This window comes from Rhizobium sp. SRDI943, assembly GCF_057653695.1.
In genome coordinates, this window is record NZ_CM172787.1 from 4,333,680 (window position 1) to 4,349,377 (window position 15,698).

General features: G+C 60.5%; 16 protein-coding genes. 9 read left to right on the forward strand and 7 right to left on the reverse strand.

Annotated features, from left to right (window positions below; translation table 11 throughout):
* Window positions 1-53 precede the first annotated feature (53 nt).
* The 6 genes from rsfS (at window position 54) to AC245Y_RS21735 (ending at window position 5,870) form a co-directional block, all read left to right on the forward strand.
* Window positions 54-497, forward strand: a complete 444-nt coding sequence (rsfS, locus tag AC245Y_RS21710; protein WP_003589592.1) for a ribosome silencing factor — start codon at window positions 54-56, stop codon at window positions 495-497.
* Window positions 498-615: 118 nt separating this feature from the next.
* Window positions 616-1,098: a 23S rRNA (pseudouridine(1915)-N(3))-methyltransferase RlmH gene (gene rlmH / locus AC245Y_RS21715; protein WP_017995547.1), complete on the forward strand. Its 483-nt coding sequence runs from the start codon at window positions 616-618 to the stop codon at window positions 1,096-1,098.
* Window positions 1,099-1,286: 188 nt separating this feature from the next.
* On the forward strand, window positions 1,287-2,687 hold the full coding sequence (locus AC245Y_RS21720) for a murein hydrolase activator EnvC family protein (protein ID WP_017995548.1): 1,401 nt from the start codon (window positions 1,287-1,289) through the stop codon (window positions 2,685-2,687).
* A complete protein-coding gene (locus AC245Y_RS21725) occupies window positions 2,677-3,999 on the forward strand; it encodes a S41 family peptidase (protein WP_017995549.1) in 1,323 nt (440 codons plus the stop codon). Before AC245Y_RS21720 ends, AC245Y_RS21725 begins: the two co-directional genes overlap by 11 nt.
* A gap of 77 nt (window positions 4,000-4,076) precedes the next feature.
* Window positions 4,077-5,273, forward strand: coding sequence for a divergent polysaccharide deacetylase family protein (locus AC245Y_RS21730; RefSeq protein WP_017995550.1), 1,197 nt, complete (start codon window positions 4,077-4,079; stop codon window positions 5,271-5,273).
* A gap of 63 nt (window positions 5,274-5,336) precedes the next feature.
* Window positions 5,337-5,870 carry an RNA pyrophosphohydrolase gene (locus tag AC245Y_RS21735; protein WP_017995551.1) on the forward strand — a complete coding sequence of 178 codons (534 nt, stop codon included), beginning with the start codon at window positions 5,337-5,339 and terminating at the stop codon, window positions 5,868-5,870.
* Window positions 5,871-6,036: 166 nt separating this feature from the next.
* Here the strand turns inward: AC245Y_RS21735 and bfr are convergent, their stop codons facing one another.
* From bfr to AC245Y_RS21760, 5 genes are all read right to left on the reverse strand, one after another.
* Window positions 6,037-6,522, reverse strand: a complete 486-nt coding sequence (gene bfr, locus AC245Y_RS21740) for a bacterioferritin (protein WP_012759495.1) — start codon at window positions 6,520-6,522, stop codon at window positions 6,037-6,039.
* Complete coding sequence (locus AC245Y_RS21745) at window positions 6,488-6,919, reverse strand: (2Fe-2S)-binding protein (protein ID WP_017995552.1); 432 nt, start codon at window positions 6,917-6,919, stop codon at window positions 6,488-6,490. The genes bfr and AC245Y_RS21745 overlap by 35 nt, the downstream gene beginning before the upstream one ends.
* 90 nt (window positions 6,920-7,009) lie before the next feature.
* Window positions 7,010-10,474 (reverse strand): error-prone DNA polymerase, encoded by a 3,465-nt coding sequence (locus AC245Y_RS21750; protein WP_017995554.1) that lies wholly within the window; start codon window positions 10,472-10,474, stop codon window positions 7,010-7,012.
* Window positions 10,471-11,886 carry a Y-family DNA polymerase gene (locus AC245Y_RS21755; RefSeq protein ID WP_017995555.1) on the reverse strand — a complete coding sequence of 472 codons (1,416 nt, stop codon included), beginning with the start codon at window positions 11,884-11,886 and terminating at the stop codon, window positions 10,471-10,473. The genes AC245Y_RS21750 and AC245Y_RS21755 overlap by 4 nt, the downstream gene beginning before the upstream one ends.
* A gap of 40 nt (window positions 11,887-11,926) precedes the next feature.
* Entirely contained in the window at window positions 11,927-12,871 is a 945-nt protein-coding gene (locus AC245Y_RS21760; protein WP_017995556.1) for an ImuA family protein, read from the reverse strand.
* 161 nt (window positions 12,872-13,032) lie between these two features.
* Here AC245Y_RS21760 and AC245Y_RS21765 point away from each other — a divergent pair, with 161 nt between their 5' ends.
* Complete coding sequence (locus AC245Y_RS21765; protein WP_003543974.1) at window positions 13,033-13,470, forward strand: metallopeptidase family protein; 438 nt, start codon at window positions 13,033-13,035, stop codon at window positions 13,468-13,470.
* A 104-nt stretch (window positions 13,471-13,574) separates the two neighbouring features.
* On the opposite strand, the gene AC245Y_RS21770 is transcribed toward AC245Y_RS21765, so the two are convergent.
* Both AC245Y_RS21770 and AC245Y_RS21775 read right to left on the reverse strand, forming a co-directional pair.
* A complete protein-coding gene (locus tag AC245Y_RS21770; RefSeq protein ID WP_012759499.1) occupies window positions 13,575-13,781 on the reverse strand; it encodes a DUF1737 domain-containing protein in 207 nt (68 codons plus the stop codon).
* The gene (locus tag AC245Y_RS21775) at window positions 13,781-14,701 is read right to left on the reverse strand and encodes an HpcH/HpaI aldolase/citrate lyase family protein (RefSeq protein WP_017995557.1); all 921 of its coding nucleotides are present in this window, start codon (window positions 14,699-14,701) and stop codon (window positions 13,781-13,783) included. The genes AC245Y_RS21770 and AC245Y_RS21775 overlap by 1 nt, the downstream gene beginning before the upstream one ends.
* Before the next feature lie 138 nt (window positions 14,702-14,839).
* On the opposite strand from AC245Y_RS21775, the gene AC245Y_RS21780 reads away from it, so the two are divergent.
* A complete protein-coding gene (locus tag AC245Y_RS21780) occupies window positions 14,840-15,073 on the forward strand; it encodes a hypothetical protein (RefSeq protein WP_017995558.1) in 234 nt (77 codons plus the stop codon).
* A 112-nt stretch (window positions 15,074-15,185) separates the two neighbouring features.
* Entirely contained in the window at window positions 15,186-15,608 is a 423-nt protein-coding gene (locus AC245Y_RS21785; protein ID WP_017995559.1) for a VOC family protein, read from the forward strand.
* Window positions 15,609-15,698: the final 90 nt, after the last annotated feature.

The window sequence follows — 15,698 nt, forward strand, 5'->3', positions numbered from 1 at the left end:
GGTTTGATGCCTATCTTAACCATGATCCGGTCGCGATCGGATCTGTGTTGTGCATAGTTTGTCATTCCAGGAAAGGGAAAGCACTGACAACAGTACACGCCAAGGGAAAAACGTTCGCCGTTATCCCGAAGAGTGCGGAACGTGGCGCCGATGCCGCCGCCCGTGCCCTAGAAACCGTCCTCGCCAGCCTCGAGGACTCCAAAGCTGAAGATATCGTCACCATCGACATTGCCGGAAAATCGGCGCTGGGAGACTACATGATCGTCGTCTCCGGCCGCTCGAATAGGCATGTCATGGCGATCTCGGATCACCTGCTCACCGACCTCAAGGACGACGGCCTCGGTACGGCCCGCGTCGAAGGTCAGGAAGGCGGCGATTGGGTCCTGATCGACACCGGTGACATTATCGTGCATGTGTTCCGTCCCGAAATCCGCGAGTTCTACAACATCGAAAAGATGTGGGCGGCTCCGGATATGGATGAAGAAACACGGCACTGACAGGCGGGCCGGCATTTTGTCCGGCGCCTGAGACGTGGCATTGGCTGGCCGGCAAACATCACAAGCCGGCCGGTGGCGTAACGTGCGCCCGATGTGCTGCATGAGCGGGAGCGGATGAATGCGAATAGGTCTTCTTGCGGTGGGACGGCTGAAGTCCGGCCCAGAAAAGGATCTTGCCGCCCGTTATTTCGACCGTTTCGCCAAGGCCGGCCCTGCCGTCGGCCTCGAATTGACCCGCGTTGCCGAAGTTGCCGAAAGCCGGGCCTCCAATGCGGAGACCCGCAAGCGCGAAGAGGCGGCGATGCTTCTGAAATCGCTTGCCGATGGCAGCATCCTCATTCTTCTCGATGAACGCGGCAAAGCGCTCGACAGCGAATCCTTTGCAAACCTGCTCGGCTCCTATCGCGACCAGGGCAAACGCGAGCTGACCATCGCGATCGGCGGCGCCGACGGCCTCGATCCCTCGCTTTACGACCGTGCCGACGCGACGCTGTGCCTGGGTAAGATGACTTGGCCGCACCAACTCGTGCGCACGCTGATCGCCGAGCAGCTCTATCGTGCCGTCACCATCCTGTCCGGTCACCCCTATCACCGCGTCTGATGCCGCATCGGCCTGATGCGTCGGCCCGATACCCCGGCAATGCGTCGCAATGTCACGCAGCCGTGTTTGCTTGGCCACCCGTTCTCCTGCAAACCTTATGGCAAAGTGCACCAAATCAGCTTAGTCTCCGCGCGATTTGAGAAAGTGCCCCAACACGCATGTCGAGAGCATCCACCAGGCGACACCGCATGATCCTGCCGGCTATCGCGGCCGGCGTCGGTGTGGCGGTGATTGTCGTGTCGGCAAATCCGTTCATCGTCCGGGCGCAGGATGCCGCGCCCGAGGCGGCACAATCCGCACCGCAGCCGGCAGCCGAGCCGCCGCCGCCCGATCCGGCGGCCGAACTTGCCGCCAAGCGTGATCAGACCCGTGCCGAACTCGAAACCCTGTCGAAGACGATCAGCCTCTCCACCGACAAGGTGAGCGCGCTTCAGCAGAGCATCGCCGATCTGGAAAAGAGCACGGAAAGCGTCCGCCAGGCACTGATCGATTCCGCTGCCCGCCGCAAGGCGCTCGAAAAGCAGATCCTCGAAAGCGAGAAGAAGCTTGCCGATCTCGGCGTCAAGGAGGATGGCATCCGCCGTTCCCTGCACGAGCGCCGCGGCCTGCTGGCCGAGGTGCTGGCAGCACTCCAGCGGATGGGCCGCAACCCGCCACCCGCTTTGCTCGTCACCCCCGATGACGCGCTCGGCTCCGTGCGCAGCGCCATTCTGCTCGGCGCCGTCGTGCCCGGTATCCGCAAGGAGACCGATAAGCTTGCCGCAGACCTCGCAAGCCTTGCCGCATTGCAGACCGCAAGTGCTGCCGAGAAGGCCTCGCTGACCGGGACGATGACCAACGATATCGAGGAAGAGCGGCGCATGGACCTGCTGCTTGCCGAAAACGACAAGCTCAGCCGCAGCAACGCCACCGAACTCGGGGCCGAAAGGAAACGTTCCGAGGAGCTGGCAGGCAAGGCGACCAGCCTTGAAGGTCTGGTCGCCTCAATGGAATCCGAGATCGCTTCGGTGCGGGATGCCGCCGCTGCCGCCCGCCTGGCGGAGGAGAACCGCAAGCTTATGACGGACGAGCAGCGCGCCCAGGCCAAGGCGCTTGCCGACAGCGGCGTGCCCGATAAAAACCGCATTGCGCCCGCATATCCCTTCGGAGAATTGAAGGCGAAATTGGAGGTGCCCGTTACGGGTGATATCCTGCGCCAGTTCGGCGATGCCGACGGCACCGGGCACGAGGCCATGGGAATGACGGTCGCCACCAATCCAGAGACAGTGGTGACGGCGCCTGCGGATGGTCTGGTGGTTTTCGCCGGCGCATTCCGCAGTTACGGCCAGATGATCATCCTCGACACGGGTGATGGATACCACCTGGTTCTCTCGGGAATGGATACGATCAATACCCGTCAGGGAAAATTCGTTTTCTCCGGCGAGCCGCTTGCCGTGATGGGCGCGAAAAGAGTGGCAAGCGCAACTGCATTGGCGCTGGAAACGAACCGGCCAACGCTTTACATTGAATTTCGAAAGGACGGTAAACCGGTCGATTCCCGGCCGTGGTGGACCGCCAAAGACACTGGAAAGGCACGCAATGATTCGTAGGGCTTCTCTTGTTCTGGTCGGCGCATTGATGGGTGCGACCGCAATGAGCGTCATTTACTCGGCGGGTGTGCCGGCAGAAGCGGCCGGATCCTCGACCTACAAGGAACTTTCGGTTTTCGGAGATGTCTTCGAGCGTGTGCGTGCGCAATATGTGACACCGCCTGCGGAAGACAAGCTGATCGAGAACGCCATCAACGGTATGCTCTCCTCGCTCGATCCGCATTCGAGCTACATGAATGCGAAGGACGCCGAGGACATGCGCACCCAGACCAAGGGTGAGTTCGGCGGCCTCGGCATCGAAGTCACGATGGAAGACGAACTCGTCAAGGTCATTACCCCGATTGACGATACGCCCGCCGCCAAGGCCGGTGTTCTCGCCGGTGACTACATCTCCGAGATTGACGGCCAATCCGTGCGCGGCCTGAAGCTGGAAGACGCAGTCGAGAAGATGCGCGGCGCCGTCAACACGCCGATCAAGCTGACGCTGATCCGCAAGGGTGCCGACAAGCCGATCGAGCTGACGATCGTCCGTGACGTCGTCGCCGTCCAGGCAGTCAAGTCGCGTGTCGAGGACGATGTCGGTTATCTCCGCATCATCTCCTTCACCGAGAAGACCTATCCTGACATGGAAAAGGCGATCAAGAAGATCAAGGACACCGTTCCGGCCGACAAGCTGAAGGGTTATGTTCTCGACCTGCGCCTCAATCCGGGCGGTCTGCTCGACCAGGCGATCAACGTCTCCGATGCCCTGCTGCAGCGCGGCGAAGTCGTTTCGACCCGCGGCCGCAATCCGGATGAAACCCGCCGCTTCAATGCCGGCCCGGGCGACCTGACGGATGGCAAGCCGGTGATCGTGCTGATCAACGGCGGTTCGGCTTCCGCATCGGAAATCGTCGCCGGCGCTCTTCAGGATCTGCGCCGTGCCACCGTTCTCGGTACGCGCTCCTTCGGCAAGGGCTCCGTCCAGACGATCATCCCGCTCGGCGAAAACGGCGCGCTGCGCCTGACCACAGCGCTCTACTACACGCCGTCGGGCCGCTCGATCCAGGGCACCGGCATCACCCCCGACATCAAGGTCGAGGAGCCGCTGCCGCAGGAACTGCAGGGCAAGATGGTGACCGAAGGCGAATCCAGCCTGCGCGGCCACATCAAGGGCCAAAGCGAGACCGACGAAGGTTCGGGCTCCGTTGCCTACGTCCCGCCGGACCCGAAGGACGACGTTCAGCTGAATTACGCGCTCGACCTTCTGCGCGGCAAGAAGACTGATCCGGCCTTCCCGCCGAATCCTGACAAGGCCGTCGTCGCCAAGTAATCGATCACGTCAAGGCCGGGCACCTCGCCCGGCCTTGACCCTTTCTGCTGTTTCCCGGTTTTGGAGCGGGCGAAAAATTGGGAACGGACCTGCATACGCCTCTGGGCCGCAACCGCAAAACCGGCCGCAAGCGTCCGGGTTTTCTGCGCCTTGGCCGCATCGCCGCCAGTCTTTGCCTTTTCGCCATAGGCGGCTTTTCCCTCTATACGGCGTTTCGCGGTGATGGGCTCGAACGCACCAAACCGCCGGCGGCCGAACAAGCCGCAACCCCCCCTGCCAATACGCCTCAGCCGCCGACGGCCACCACGGGCCAAACTGCTGACGGCATGCCCCGCGCCGACCCGCGCTCGGGCGCCAATGTCGAGCAGATGGTCACCGGCGACGGCTCGGTCGTCACCAAATACAGTCCCCGCCCGCGTGACGGCGGCGGGCCGGTGCTGGTCGACGCCATGCAGATCGGCCAGGATCCGCGCATGGCAGCCCAACCCAATGATGCGCTGCTCGAAGAGACGCCTTTTGGCAGGCTGCCTATCGTCGGCCCGGATGGCCGGCGGCCGATGGATCAATATGCGCGTCCTTCGTCCGGCGCGCGCGGCGTCCGCATCGCCATCGTCGTCAGCGGCCTCGGGCTCAGCCAGACCGGAACGCAGCGCGCCATCGCGGAGCTTCCGGAGGAGATCACCTTCGCTTTTGCTGCAAGCGGCAACAGCCTGCAGCGCTGGATGCAGGAAGCCCGCCGCGGCGGTCACGAAATCCTCCTCCAGGTGCCGCTCGAACCCTTTGATTACCCGGCGAACGATCCGGGCCCCGAAACGCTGCTGACCACGAAACCTGCCGCCCGCAACATCGAGAACCTGCACAAGGCGATGGGCGAGATCACCAACTATACCGGCGTCATGAATTATCTCGGCGGCCGTTTCCTGTCCGATCCCGCCGCCATGGAACCTGTCATGCGCGACATCGGCAAGCGCGGGTTGCTGTTTCTCGACGACGGCACTTCGGCGCAGTCGAAGACGGCGGCGATCGCCAAGGGAACCGAACTGCCCTATGCCTTCGCCGACCTGCAGCTCGACGGCCAGCTTGATATCAATGCTGTCCTGAAGAAGCTCGACGAGCTTGAGCGCATCGCCCGCAAGAACGGCCAGGCAATCGGCGTCGCCTCGGCTTTCGATGAGAGCGTTGACGCCATCGCCAAATGGAGCGAGGAGGCCGCGATGCGCGGCATCGAGATCGTCGGCGTTGCCGCCCTTTCCAACGACCCCCGGAATCCTTGAAAGTATCCTTGAGATGGATCCTTGAGAGATATCCCTGAGAAGAATTCCTGAACGGAGAAGATGATGAGCCAGGCGACTGTGAAAGCCGAGGATCTGCCCTACCGCCCCTGCGTTGGCGTGATGATCCTGAACCGCGATGGCCTCGTCTGGGCAGGACGGCGCATCTCCGTCGGCAATTCCGAATATGACGGCTCGCCGCAGCTCTGGCAGATGCCGCAGGGGGGCATCGACAAGGGCGAGGATCCATTGGACGCTGCCTACCGCGAGCTTTACGAGGAGACCGGTATGAAGACGGTGACCCTGCTTGCCGAAGCGAGAGACTGGATCAACTATGATTTGCCGCCGGCACTGATCGGCATCGGGCTCAGGGGGAAATTTCGCGGCCAGACGCAGCGCTGGTTCGCCTTCCGCTTCGACGGCGACGACAGCGAGATCGCCATCAATCCGCCGCCTGGCGGCCATGAGCCTGAATTCGATGCCTGGGAATGGAAGCCGATGCAGCAACTGCCGGGGCTGATCGTGCCCTTCAAGCGCGCCGTCTATGACCAGGTGGTGGCCGAGTTCCAGCATCTGGCAGCACTACAATCGGAAGACTGATCGATACTGTATGATCGCGATTGATCAGGTCCGTTTTGATTTCAGCAGATGGAAATGAGGGACACCGGTTTCGATCCGGTTTGATGCAGCCGATCGCGGTGGACGGCAGCTGATAATTCGATAGCTAACACCGGCCGCCATCGGCGGCCGGCATCTCGTTCGAATATTATTCGGCTTCGTTGGCGGAATCGGCGTTGAGCTGGCCGTATTTGCTCTCGCCGATTTTCCCGAGCAGGTCGATCTGTGTTTCGAGGAAGTCGATATGACCTTCCTCGTCCGCCAGCAGCTCCTCGAAAAGTTTCATGGAAACGTAGTCGCCGGCGTCATGACAGATATCGCGCGACTTTTTGTAGGCCGCGCGAGCGTCGTACTCGCCGGCAAGATCGGCTTCCAGAACTTCCTTGACGTTCTGGCCGATGCGCAGAGGTGCAAGGGTCTGCAGATTGGGATGGCCTTCGAGGAAGATGATGCGTGCAACAAGCCGGTCGGCATGGTGCATCTCTTCGATGGATTCGGCGCGCTCCTTCTTGGCGAGCTTGGTATAGCCCCAGTCCTCAAGAAGACGATAATGAACCCAGTATTGGTTGACCGCACCGAGTTCGAGGAACAATGCCTCGTTAAGCCGCTCGATGACCTTTTTGTCGCCTTTCAATGTCCGCTCTCCTGTTTTCCTCATGGAATTGTTTCAAGCGGGACATGAAATCAAATATTTCGGTCTCCGTCGAGTGGCGACGGGCGTGATATTCCTCGGTTGTCTGGATAATGATGTCGACGACGTTGGGGAAACAGCCGCAGCAGCGGCCGCGTTTTTCCATGGCGTGGTAGACCTTCGCAGGCACGATAAGCTGCCAACAGTCTTCATCGAGAAGGTTGGTGATAACCTCCCGGATTTGCTTATCGGTTATATAATTGCAGCTGCAGACAAGCACGTCTTCATTCCAAACATGACACTGACTATCGTGTTTTCTGCTAAAGAAGATGGTGGCTGTCAAGAAAAAATTCGAGTCCCACAGCGTCAAACAGCGATGTATGGTGAGGCCTCCATGCATGTCGTTCGGGATTATGCAGCGGTTTCAGGATGATGACGCCATAAGCCAAATGAAGGTGCGCCGCATGGTCTCGATCGGTGCGATGCATTTTTAATGAAAGTTGCGTCCGCGCGGCATCACCTCAGCGGTTTCCGCCGCGCCCGCATGGCGGCCTGTGGCAACCATGCGTTTTTCCGGGTCCGCCCTCTCCTGCGCATTTACAAGCTTTTTCTGCCGCTGATCGGCACCCGGCCTCAGCACCTCGTCTGCTCGCTCGCAAACTCCGAAACGCCGGGCCTCGCGTTGCAGGATACCGAGTGCCGGCGTCATGTCCTCGATATGCTCGACGACGGTATGGATCACCCCGCTCTGGCATTGCAGCCTGCCGCGGATTTTCACCAGCCGAGCGCCCATCACGACCGAGCGGTATTTGTCGAACATTTTCGACCAGACGATCGCATTGGCCACGCCGGTCTCGTCTTCCAGCGTCATGAAGATCACGCCTTTGGCCGAACCAGGCCGTTGGCGCACCAGCACGAGGCCCGCGATCGTCACCCTCTTTCCGTTCGCGACCTTCAACAGATCGACATTGCGTGTGATGCCGGCCTTGCGCAATTCCTCACGCAGGAAGGAGACGGGGTGCGCCTTCAGCGACAGTGAGAGATAACGATAGTCCTCGATAACCTGCTCTCCGGGCAGCATTTCCGGCAACTTTGCCGCAGGCTCGGCCTGGAGGTCGACATGACGAACCTGCTCGAAAAGCGGCAGCTCCTCGGTCGCACTCCTCACATCCAGCGCCCGCACTGCCCAGAGCGCGTCGCGTCGTGACAGTTTGAGGGATCGGAACGCATCGGCATCCGCCAGTCGCTCGATGACCGATTTCTGCAGACCGGACCGCAGCCAGAGATCACGCACCGAGCTGTAGCCTTCGCCGCGATGGCTGACGAGCCGTTCCATATCGTCTGTCGAAAGGCCCTTGATCTGCCGGAAGCCGAGCCGCACCGCATGCCGGGTCTTGATGATCTCGCGCATCTCATGATGCCGAAAATCGATAGCATTCCGATCGAAAGCGGCCTCTTCCAGACCGCAATCCCAGTTCGAGTCATTGATATCGACCGGCAGGATCGCTACCCCGTGCTCGCGTGCATCCCGCACCAGCTGCGCCGGCGCATAAAAGCCCATCGGCTGGGAATTCAGCATCGCCGTGCAGAAGACGTCGGGATAATAGGCCTTGAGCCATGAGGAGGCATAGACGAGCAGTGCGAAGGAGGCGGCATGGCTTTCCGGGAAACCGTATTCGCCGAAGCCTTTGATCTGGTTGAAACATTGCTTCGCGAACTCCGGATCATAGTCCTTTGAGACCATTCCTTCGATGAACCGCTTTTCGAAGTTGCCGATCGTACCCGTTCTCTTGAATGTCGCCATCGCTCTGCGAAGCTTGTCGGCTTCCGCCGGTTTGAAGCCTGCGGCGGTAATGGCGATCTGCATGGCCTGTTCCTGGAACAAGGGCACGCCGAGGGTTCTTTCCAGAACCGTTTCCAGCTCCTTGCTCGGATATTTGATCGGAATGTTCTTGGCCCGCTGCTCCCGGCGCTTCAGATAGGGATGCACCATGTCGCCCTGGATCGGCCCTGGCCGCACGATCGCCACCTCGATGACGAGATCGTAGAACACCTTCGGCTTAAGACGCGGCAGCATGCTCATCTGCGCCCGGCTTTCGATCTGGAAGACGCCGAGCGTATCGGCCCGGCCCATCATCTCGTAAACCGGCTCGCCTTCATCCCCATGCTCCTTGTTACCAAGGTCTGCGAGCGTCTTCTTCACGTCGTAATGCAATTCAAGCAGCGAGAAGGCCTTCCGCAGGCAGGTCAGCATGCCGAGCGCCAGCACATCCACCTTGAGGATCTTGACGTTATCGAGGTCGTCCTTGTCCCACTCAATCATGTAGCGATCCGGCATCGCCGTCTTCATGATCGGTACCACCTCGTCGAGCCTATCGCGCGTGATGACGAAGCCGCCGACATGCTGGGTGAGGTGGCGCGGGAAGCCGAGAAGTTCGGACGCATACTGAAGAACGTTTCGGGTCACCGGATCCTTGATGTCGAGACCCGCCGCCTTCGCGTCCCGCTCCGAGAGATTATCCTCCGACCAGCCCCAGACGAGGCTGCTGATCGCCGACTGGACATCCTCCGACAGCCCAAAGGCCTTGGAGACCTCGCGGCCCGCCGAGCGCGTACGGTAGGTGGTCACCCCCGCCGTCAGCCCAGCATGTTCTATGCCGTATCTTTTATAGATGAACTGGATGACCTCTTCACGCCGGTCATGCTCGAAATCGACATCGATATCCGGCGGCTCGTCCCGGTCCATCGAAATGAAGCGATCGAAGAGAAGCGTACTCTTTTCAGGATTGACTTCCGTTATCTCGAGGCAATAGCAGATGACCGAATTTGCCGCCGATCCGCGCCCCTGGCACAAGACCTTAAGTTCATAGCGGGCGTGCTGGATAATCCTGTGAACCGTCAGGAAATAAGAGGCATATTTCTTTTTTTTAATGAGATCGAGTTCATACTCGATCTGTGGCGCCACCTTGGGCGGGATACCCTTGGGATAGCGTCTTGCGGCTCCCGCTCTCGTCAGCCTTTCGAGAGTCTCCTGCGGCGTTTCACCAGGATCGTTTTCCGGCGGATAATTGTGCTCCAGTTCCTTCAGCGAAAAGGTCAGCCTGTCGAAGAATGTCTGAGTATTCTCGATCGCATTAGGATACTCCCGGAAGATCCGGGCCATTTCACGTGAATCCTTGAGGTAACGTTCAGCATTCGGCGCCAGCAGGAACCCGGCTTGCGATATCTGCACATGCTCCCGGATCGCGATCACGACATCCGAAAGCGGCCGGCGTTCAGGATGATGGTAAAGCGGCTGGTTGGTTGCAATCAGCGGCACACGGTTTCGAGCGGCAAGCATGGCAAGCACCGCAAAGACCTGCCTGTCGCGGCCATCATAGGCTGGCGCCAGCGCCATATAAAAAGCCTTGCGGAAGCGCCTGCGAAACCGTTCCAGGTAATCTTCCAGCGTCGGCTGACCCGCCTGATGACCGACAAGGGTGCGATCGGGAACGAGAGCAAGCATCATCTCGTCCCCCCATTCCATGAGTTCCGCTTCCGTCAGAATGCAGCTTCCCTTGACCGCTTCCTCCTTCAGATTGCCGGCGCTCAGAAGACGGCAAAGGTTCGCCCAGCCTCGCCGGCTCCGGGGATAGGCGAGGATATCAGGCGTTCCATCGGAAAAGACGAGACGGGCGCCCGGCTGAATCCGGATAGGATCGAGGATCTCCTCCTTTTTTCCTTCCTTCTTCGCTTGGGCCAGAATCGCATCCTTGTTCTTGTATCTCTCCTCAAGCTGCTCCGCCTGCGCATGCGCCCGCACCACGCCGGCAACCGAATTCCGGTCCGCAATCCCGAGACCGCCGAGCCGTAGACGAGCAGCCTGCACGACCATCTCCTCCGGGCCAGAGGCGCCTTCAAGAAACGAGAAATTCGTCCTTGTGCCGATCTCGAAGAATGCGCGCGCGATTGTCATGCGAACACGCCATGCATGAACCAGCGAGGATCAAGCGCCTGACCATAAAAGCCCCGCCGATAGATCCAGAAGCGATGTCCGGTCTCATCCTCGATGCGGAAATAGTCGCGCGACTCGGCGTCATTCCCATCGATCCACCATTCCATGGCGATCCGTTCCGGCCCTTCGCTTCTTGCCACCTGATGCTGAATGCGCCGCCAGCGGAAGATCTGCGGCGGACCATCGGGCACTTCGGCAAGGATGGTCTCGACGGGCTCTGGCGTTGCAAAGAGCCGCAGCGGGCGCTCTTCGCGGAAAGGAAGCTGGATGTCCTGCGCTGCCTTCCGCCTGGGAAGGCTCTCCATCACAGGAACCGTGATGACGGCGCGTTCCGGAACATGGCTCTCGCGGAGCTGGAAGCTTTGCAGGCAATCCGCACCAAGTCGGGCCGAGACCCGGTCGACGAAGGCCGAAAGCGAGACCTCTCCCTGACGGTCGCCCTCGAAATCACCCTGCGCCTCGTTGAAGGGATCGTGCCGCAACACATTCAACCGCAGGATCTCGAAACCATAGCCGGCATCGAGATCGTCATAGACCGCCTGCAATCGCTCGGAAAAAAGTCCGGCGATGAACTTTGGTTCGCGAAGCGGCTGCGAAGCGCCGACGGAGATACGGAAGACCCTGCCGTCGACGCGGAACAAGACCAGTTCGAACACCCGCCCACCGGCTCCCCGCGCCTCAAGCGACGGCTGCAGCGACATGGCCACCTGCCTGGTGACGGCAAGGATCTGTTCTTCCGTCCCGATGGGCTCGATCAGCCGGCTTTCGGCCGAGAGGCTGGCAACAGGACGCCGGGGCGAGACCGGCTCCTCTTCACGTCCCAGCGCCTGGTCGAGACGCAGAAGCAGCTCCGGGCCGAACCGGCGGGTCAATGGCGCTCGCGGCGCATCGATGACGTCGCCGATATATTTCAGACCGAGCTTCTTCAGAGCATCGACGGTCCGTCCTTCCAGCCGCAAGGCTGCAACCGGCAAGGACACCAGCACATGTTCCGTCTCTTCCTCCTCGATCACGCCGCCTTGCCCGAAGCGGGACGCGGCCCAGGAAAGGCCGGGTGACGATGAGATCGCGCCGCGGGCATCGAACCCCATATGAAAAAGCCGCGACAGCACATCCCGAAGAAGCGCCTTTTCACCGCCGAAAAGATGGGCGCAGCCGCTAATGTCGAGAAACAGGCCGTCCTTGCCGTCGAACGCCACCAGCGGCGTATAACGGTCGCACCAGTCGGCAATTGCCTCCAGCAACCGGCGGTCGGCCGCCGGATCCTCTTCCGCGACCTCGAGCATGGGGTACATGGCGCGCGCTTCGGCAACGCCCAGCTCCTTCCTCAACCCCAGCCTCTCGGCCAACTCGTCCAGTGCCGTCAGCCGCATGGCATTGTTGAGCTTGCCGGAACAGACGATAGGCGGCGTCTCAGGACGCCCTTTCGAACGCCAGGAGAGCCCCCATCGCTTGCGGGCGATGCGATCCGTTGGCAGATGCGGGAAGCTGAGCGCCAGAATGCGCTGACTGTTCGCCTGGAGGACGAACGAGGTTTGGTTCGGCGACAGGGAGAAATTCGCGTTCATGGGGATTCCACTCCAAAAGAAAGGAGAGCGGGGCCGGATTTCGGCTCTTCTCCAGCGTCAGACGGAAAATCGGATTGCCGATGCTGCCGGAAAGTTTCGATCCATCCGGCAACGACCGCAGAGCGGACGGGGCCGGTTCGACATGCAGACGCAAGGCCGCACTGCTTGCCTCCTCCGCCCCGGCCTGACGGACAAGAAAGAGCGGACGGCGGGCAGCATGCGCCCTGAGACTAAGCCTGCGGCTTTCGGTCAGGCCGAAATGGGCGGGATTGCCCCGGACTTCGAAGATGACGGCCGAGAAGGCAGCACTTTCCACCGCCACCTCCGCCAGCCAGAGCGCCTCGTCCAGCCTGCGCGGCGCGGCATGGAAAAACCGCTCCGGGTTCAGCCCGAAATCCCGAAGTCCGGGAGCATAGGGACGGCCGGCCTCCAGCGTGCCGACGGCATCGCCGATCCAGAGCAACGGCAGAAGACGGCCGGCATCCGCTTCCTGTTTTTGCAGCCGCGCGGCAACAGCCATCGCCAGCCCGCTTGCAGCGCCGGCATCGCGAGACAGAGCGGAACGGAATTCGGTGATCGCATCGAGCGGCAAGCCGCCTTCCAGCGCCCCGTCGAGAAATTCCACCCCAAACGGCAGGGGCGGCAGCGTGCGCCCCTGGCGGGTCTTACGTCCTTCCGCCAGGGCTTCCCGTTCCGCTGCGGCAAGCGCCGGCGCGGGCCTTCCCTCCAGTCTGGCGATGGTTTCGCGGAGCGCAAAAAGCCGCTCGCGCGCCAGGGCGTGCTGCGCCATGGCGTTCTCCAATCCGTCTTGTTCCTGTTATGTTCTTATAGATTCCAGAGAGCTAATGAAGAGTCAACGGCCATTTTCTATGAAAATATTCCTGCCTTTGATTCCGCACTCGAAAATCGGCGATAAAGGTTCTATATGGGCCCGCAAAGGAAGGAATATTCATGGCCCGCATAGACCAGAGCGATGATTGGCGGGACCGCCATGCGCCGACGATCAGCGCCTTCGAGTCGCTGGCGATGGAGGCCTATAGCCATCTGCCGGATGAATTCCGCCAGCTGACGACCAACCTCACGATCGAGATCGAAGATTTCCCCGATGACGACGTTTTCGAGGACATGGCGCTGGAAACCCCTTTCGATCTGCTTGGCCTTTTCGAGGGCAGGGGCATTTCCGAACGTTTCACGGTGGAAACCGGCGAGATGCCGAACCGCATCCGCCTCTACCGCCGCCCCATCCTCGATTACTGGGCTGAGAACGACGAGACGCTCGGCGATATCATCACCCACGTCCTGATCCACGAAATCGGCCACCATTTCGGGCTGAGCGACGATGACATGGAGCGGATCGAGGCAAGCGCCGAGGAAGCAGCCGAGCGATAGAGCGCCGCGCGTCCAAGGACGCGCTAAGGACGCTCTATCACTTTCAATCACGCATAATCCTTTCCGAAAATCGATTACGATTTTCGGGGTTATGCGCTAAAACCTCACTGTTCGGAGAGTTTCATCTCAGGATCGTAATCCTTGCCTTCGACATGCTTGACGACGGCCTGGCCGCACTGCATCGCGCCGATTGCGGCATTGAAGGCATAGGTCGGGGAGCCCTCCAGCGACCAGCCCTTGTTGAGGGCGGCGGTGACCTTATGGCAGAAGGAAGCATCGTCAGGACCGGTCAGGAAGCGGTAGAGTTTCATCACATCGTCTTTCGTGCTGCAGCCTGGCGGGCTGCGATCAGGCGGGCTTTATGGACCAGACTTTCCGCCTGGACAAGATGCAGCCGCTCGACCATCCGCCCGCCTGCATTGATGACGTTCAGCCCATCGGAAGCGGGGTCGGCAAAGGCTGACATGATCGCCTCCGCTTCCGCAATCGCTGCCGGATCCGGACCGAAATGGCGGTTGGCGGGCTCGATCTGCGCCGGATGGATCAGCATCTTGCCGGCAAAGCCCATGGCCCGGCCCTGCAGACATTCGGCATCAAAACCCTGTTCGTCCCTGAAATCGTTGAAGACGCTGTCGATCGCATCGAGCCCGTAGGCGCTGACAGCAAGGACGACCTGCATCATCCACGGCACGAGATAGTTCCTCCCTGGCTGTGGAAGCACGCCGGTTTCCTTGCGCAGGTCGTTGAGCCCGACGACCAGGCAATCGAGCCGCGAGCCCGGCGTGCGCCCGGCTTCGGTGATAACAGCCGCATTGAGGATGCCGCGCGGCGTCTCGATCATCGCCCAGATGCGCAGATCTTCCGGCGCATCCGCCTCGGAGAGAAAGTCACTGAGCGCCATGACATCCTGCGGTTCGTCGACCTTCGGCAGCAGCACGGCATCAGGAGCAAGCGCCGTCACCAGCTCCATGTCCGCCAGGCCGAAATCGGTGGACAGGCTGTTGATACGGATGATCCGCTCCTTGCCTTCGAGCGGTCGAGCCGAAAAGAAATTCCTCAGGTTTTCCCGCGCTTCCGCCTTCTTTTCCGGCGCCACGGAATCCTCGAGATCGAAGATCACCGCATCGCAATCGACCGCATGGGTTTTTTCGAGGGCGCGGGGATTGATGGCAGGCACGCTCAGCACCGAACGGCGCAGGCGCATGGAGCGGGTCGTGGGGTTTCGGCTCATGGCGAATTAGTGCCAAGCTTTGAAAGCCGAAGCAAGCAGCCCACCCCAGAACATCTAGCAGAACAACAAAAAGCCATGCTTGCCTTGCAGAGAGGAAGGAGAAGGACCACATTCCTTTCCGAAGAAAGGTCTCTAACCATGCAGAACAGTCGCTCCATCTTCCTCATGCTTGCCGGCGCCACCGTTTTCGTGGCCATGCTGCTTTTCACCTTTTCGGTGACGCTCGCCGTCGGCGGCATCCTGACCGTGCTCATGGTCGGACGTGCGCTTTCGATGAAGATGAAGCCCGTTCCGGTCCGCGCCAAGGCAAACAACGGTAAGCGTGAGATGCGCGTGTGGAACGACGGCCGCGGCACGATCATCGATCTCTGATCACCGGATTTTCCAAAAATTTTGACCGACACTGTCGGCTCCAGATTCCATCATGCGTCCTTGAAACAGCCAGGCATTCCGCCGGCTCGTGAAAAACGTATGGAGGACGAGCATGGATACGACGACAGAGAGCAACTCGACCAAGATGCCGCCGGTCAAGAATGGCCTGCTGCCTTATCTGACGGTCGATGGCGCGGTGAAAGCTGCGGAATTCTACAAGAAGGCTTTCGTCGCCGAAGAGGCATATCTCGTGCCGGTCGACGAGAGCGGCAGAACGATGCATGTGCATCTCTACATCAACGGCAGTTCCCTGATGTTGTCGGACGCCTATCCCGAATACGGCCATGCCTTCAAAGGCCATGAAGGCTTTGCCATCCAACTGGTGATCGATGATATCGATTTCTGGTGGGATCGCGCGGTTGCCGCCGGCGCCGAAGTCGTCATGCCGGTCGAACTGATGTTCTGGGGCGATCGCTATGGCCAGCTTCGTGATCCGTTCGGCGTCCTCTGGGGGTTGAACGCACCGTCCAAATAAGGGACAGGCCGCAATCGGCGGACCGCGCGAAACGTCGCGTGGCCGCCATCTGTGAAAGATTCTCCTTCATTTCGGCGAAAAACTGGACTA

Coding starts and splice junctions, on each gene's coding strand:
- AC245Y_RS21720 (WP_017995548.1), top strand. CDS start 1,287: ATGATCCTGCCGGCTATCGCGGCCGGCGTCGGTGTGGCGGTGATTGTC.
- rlmH (WP_017995547.1), top strand. CDS start 616: ATGCGAATAGGTCTTCTTGCGGTGGGACGGCTGAAGTCCGGCCCAGAA.
- AC245Y_RS21745 (WP_017995552.1), bottom strand. CDS start 6,919: ATGCATGGAGGCCTCACCATACATCGCTGTTTGACGCTGTGGGACTCG.
- AC245Y_RS21775 (WP_017995557.1), bottom strand. CDS start 14,701: ATGAGCCGAAACCCCACGACCCGCTCCATGCGCCTGCGCCGTTCGGTG.
- AC245Y_RS21770 (WP_012759499.1), bottom strand. CDS start 13,781: ATGAAACTCTACCGCTTCCTGACCGGTCCTGACGATGCTTCCTTCTGC.
- AC245Y_RS21750 (WP_017995554.1), bottom strand. CDS start 10,474: ATGACAATCGCGCGCGCATTCTTCGAGATCGGCACAAGGACGAATTTC.
- AC245Y_RS21780 (WP_017995558.1), top strand. CDS start 14,840: ATGCAGAACAGTCGCTCCATCTTCCTCATGCTTGCCGGCGCCACCGTT.
- AC245Y_RS21765 (WP_003543974.1), top strand. CDS start 13,033: ATGGCCCGCATAGACCAGAGCGATGATTGGCGGGACCGCCATGCGCCG.
- AC245Y_RS21755 (WP_017995555.1), bottom strand. CDS start 11,886: ATGCGGCTGACGGCACTGGACGAGTTGGCCGAGAGGCTGGGGTTGAGG.
- AC245Y_RS21735 (WP_017995551.1), top strand. CDS start 5,337: ATGAGCCAGGCGACTGTGAAAGCCGAGGATCTGCCCTACCGCCCCTGC.
- AC245Y_RS21760 (WP_017995556.1), bottom strand. CDS start 12,871: ATGGCGCAGCACGCCCTGGCGCGCGAGCGGCTTTTTGCGCTCCGCGAA.
- AC245Y_RS21725 (WP_017995549.1), top strand. CDS start 2,677: ATGATTCGTAGGGCTTCTCTTGTTCTGGTCGGCGCATTGATGGGTGCG.
- AC245Y_RS21785 (WP_017995559.1), top strand. CDS start 15,186: ATGGATACGACGACAGAGAGCAACTCGACCAAGATGCCGCCGGTCAAG.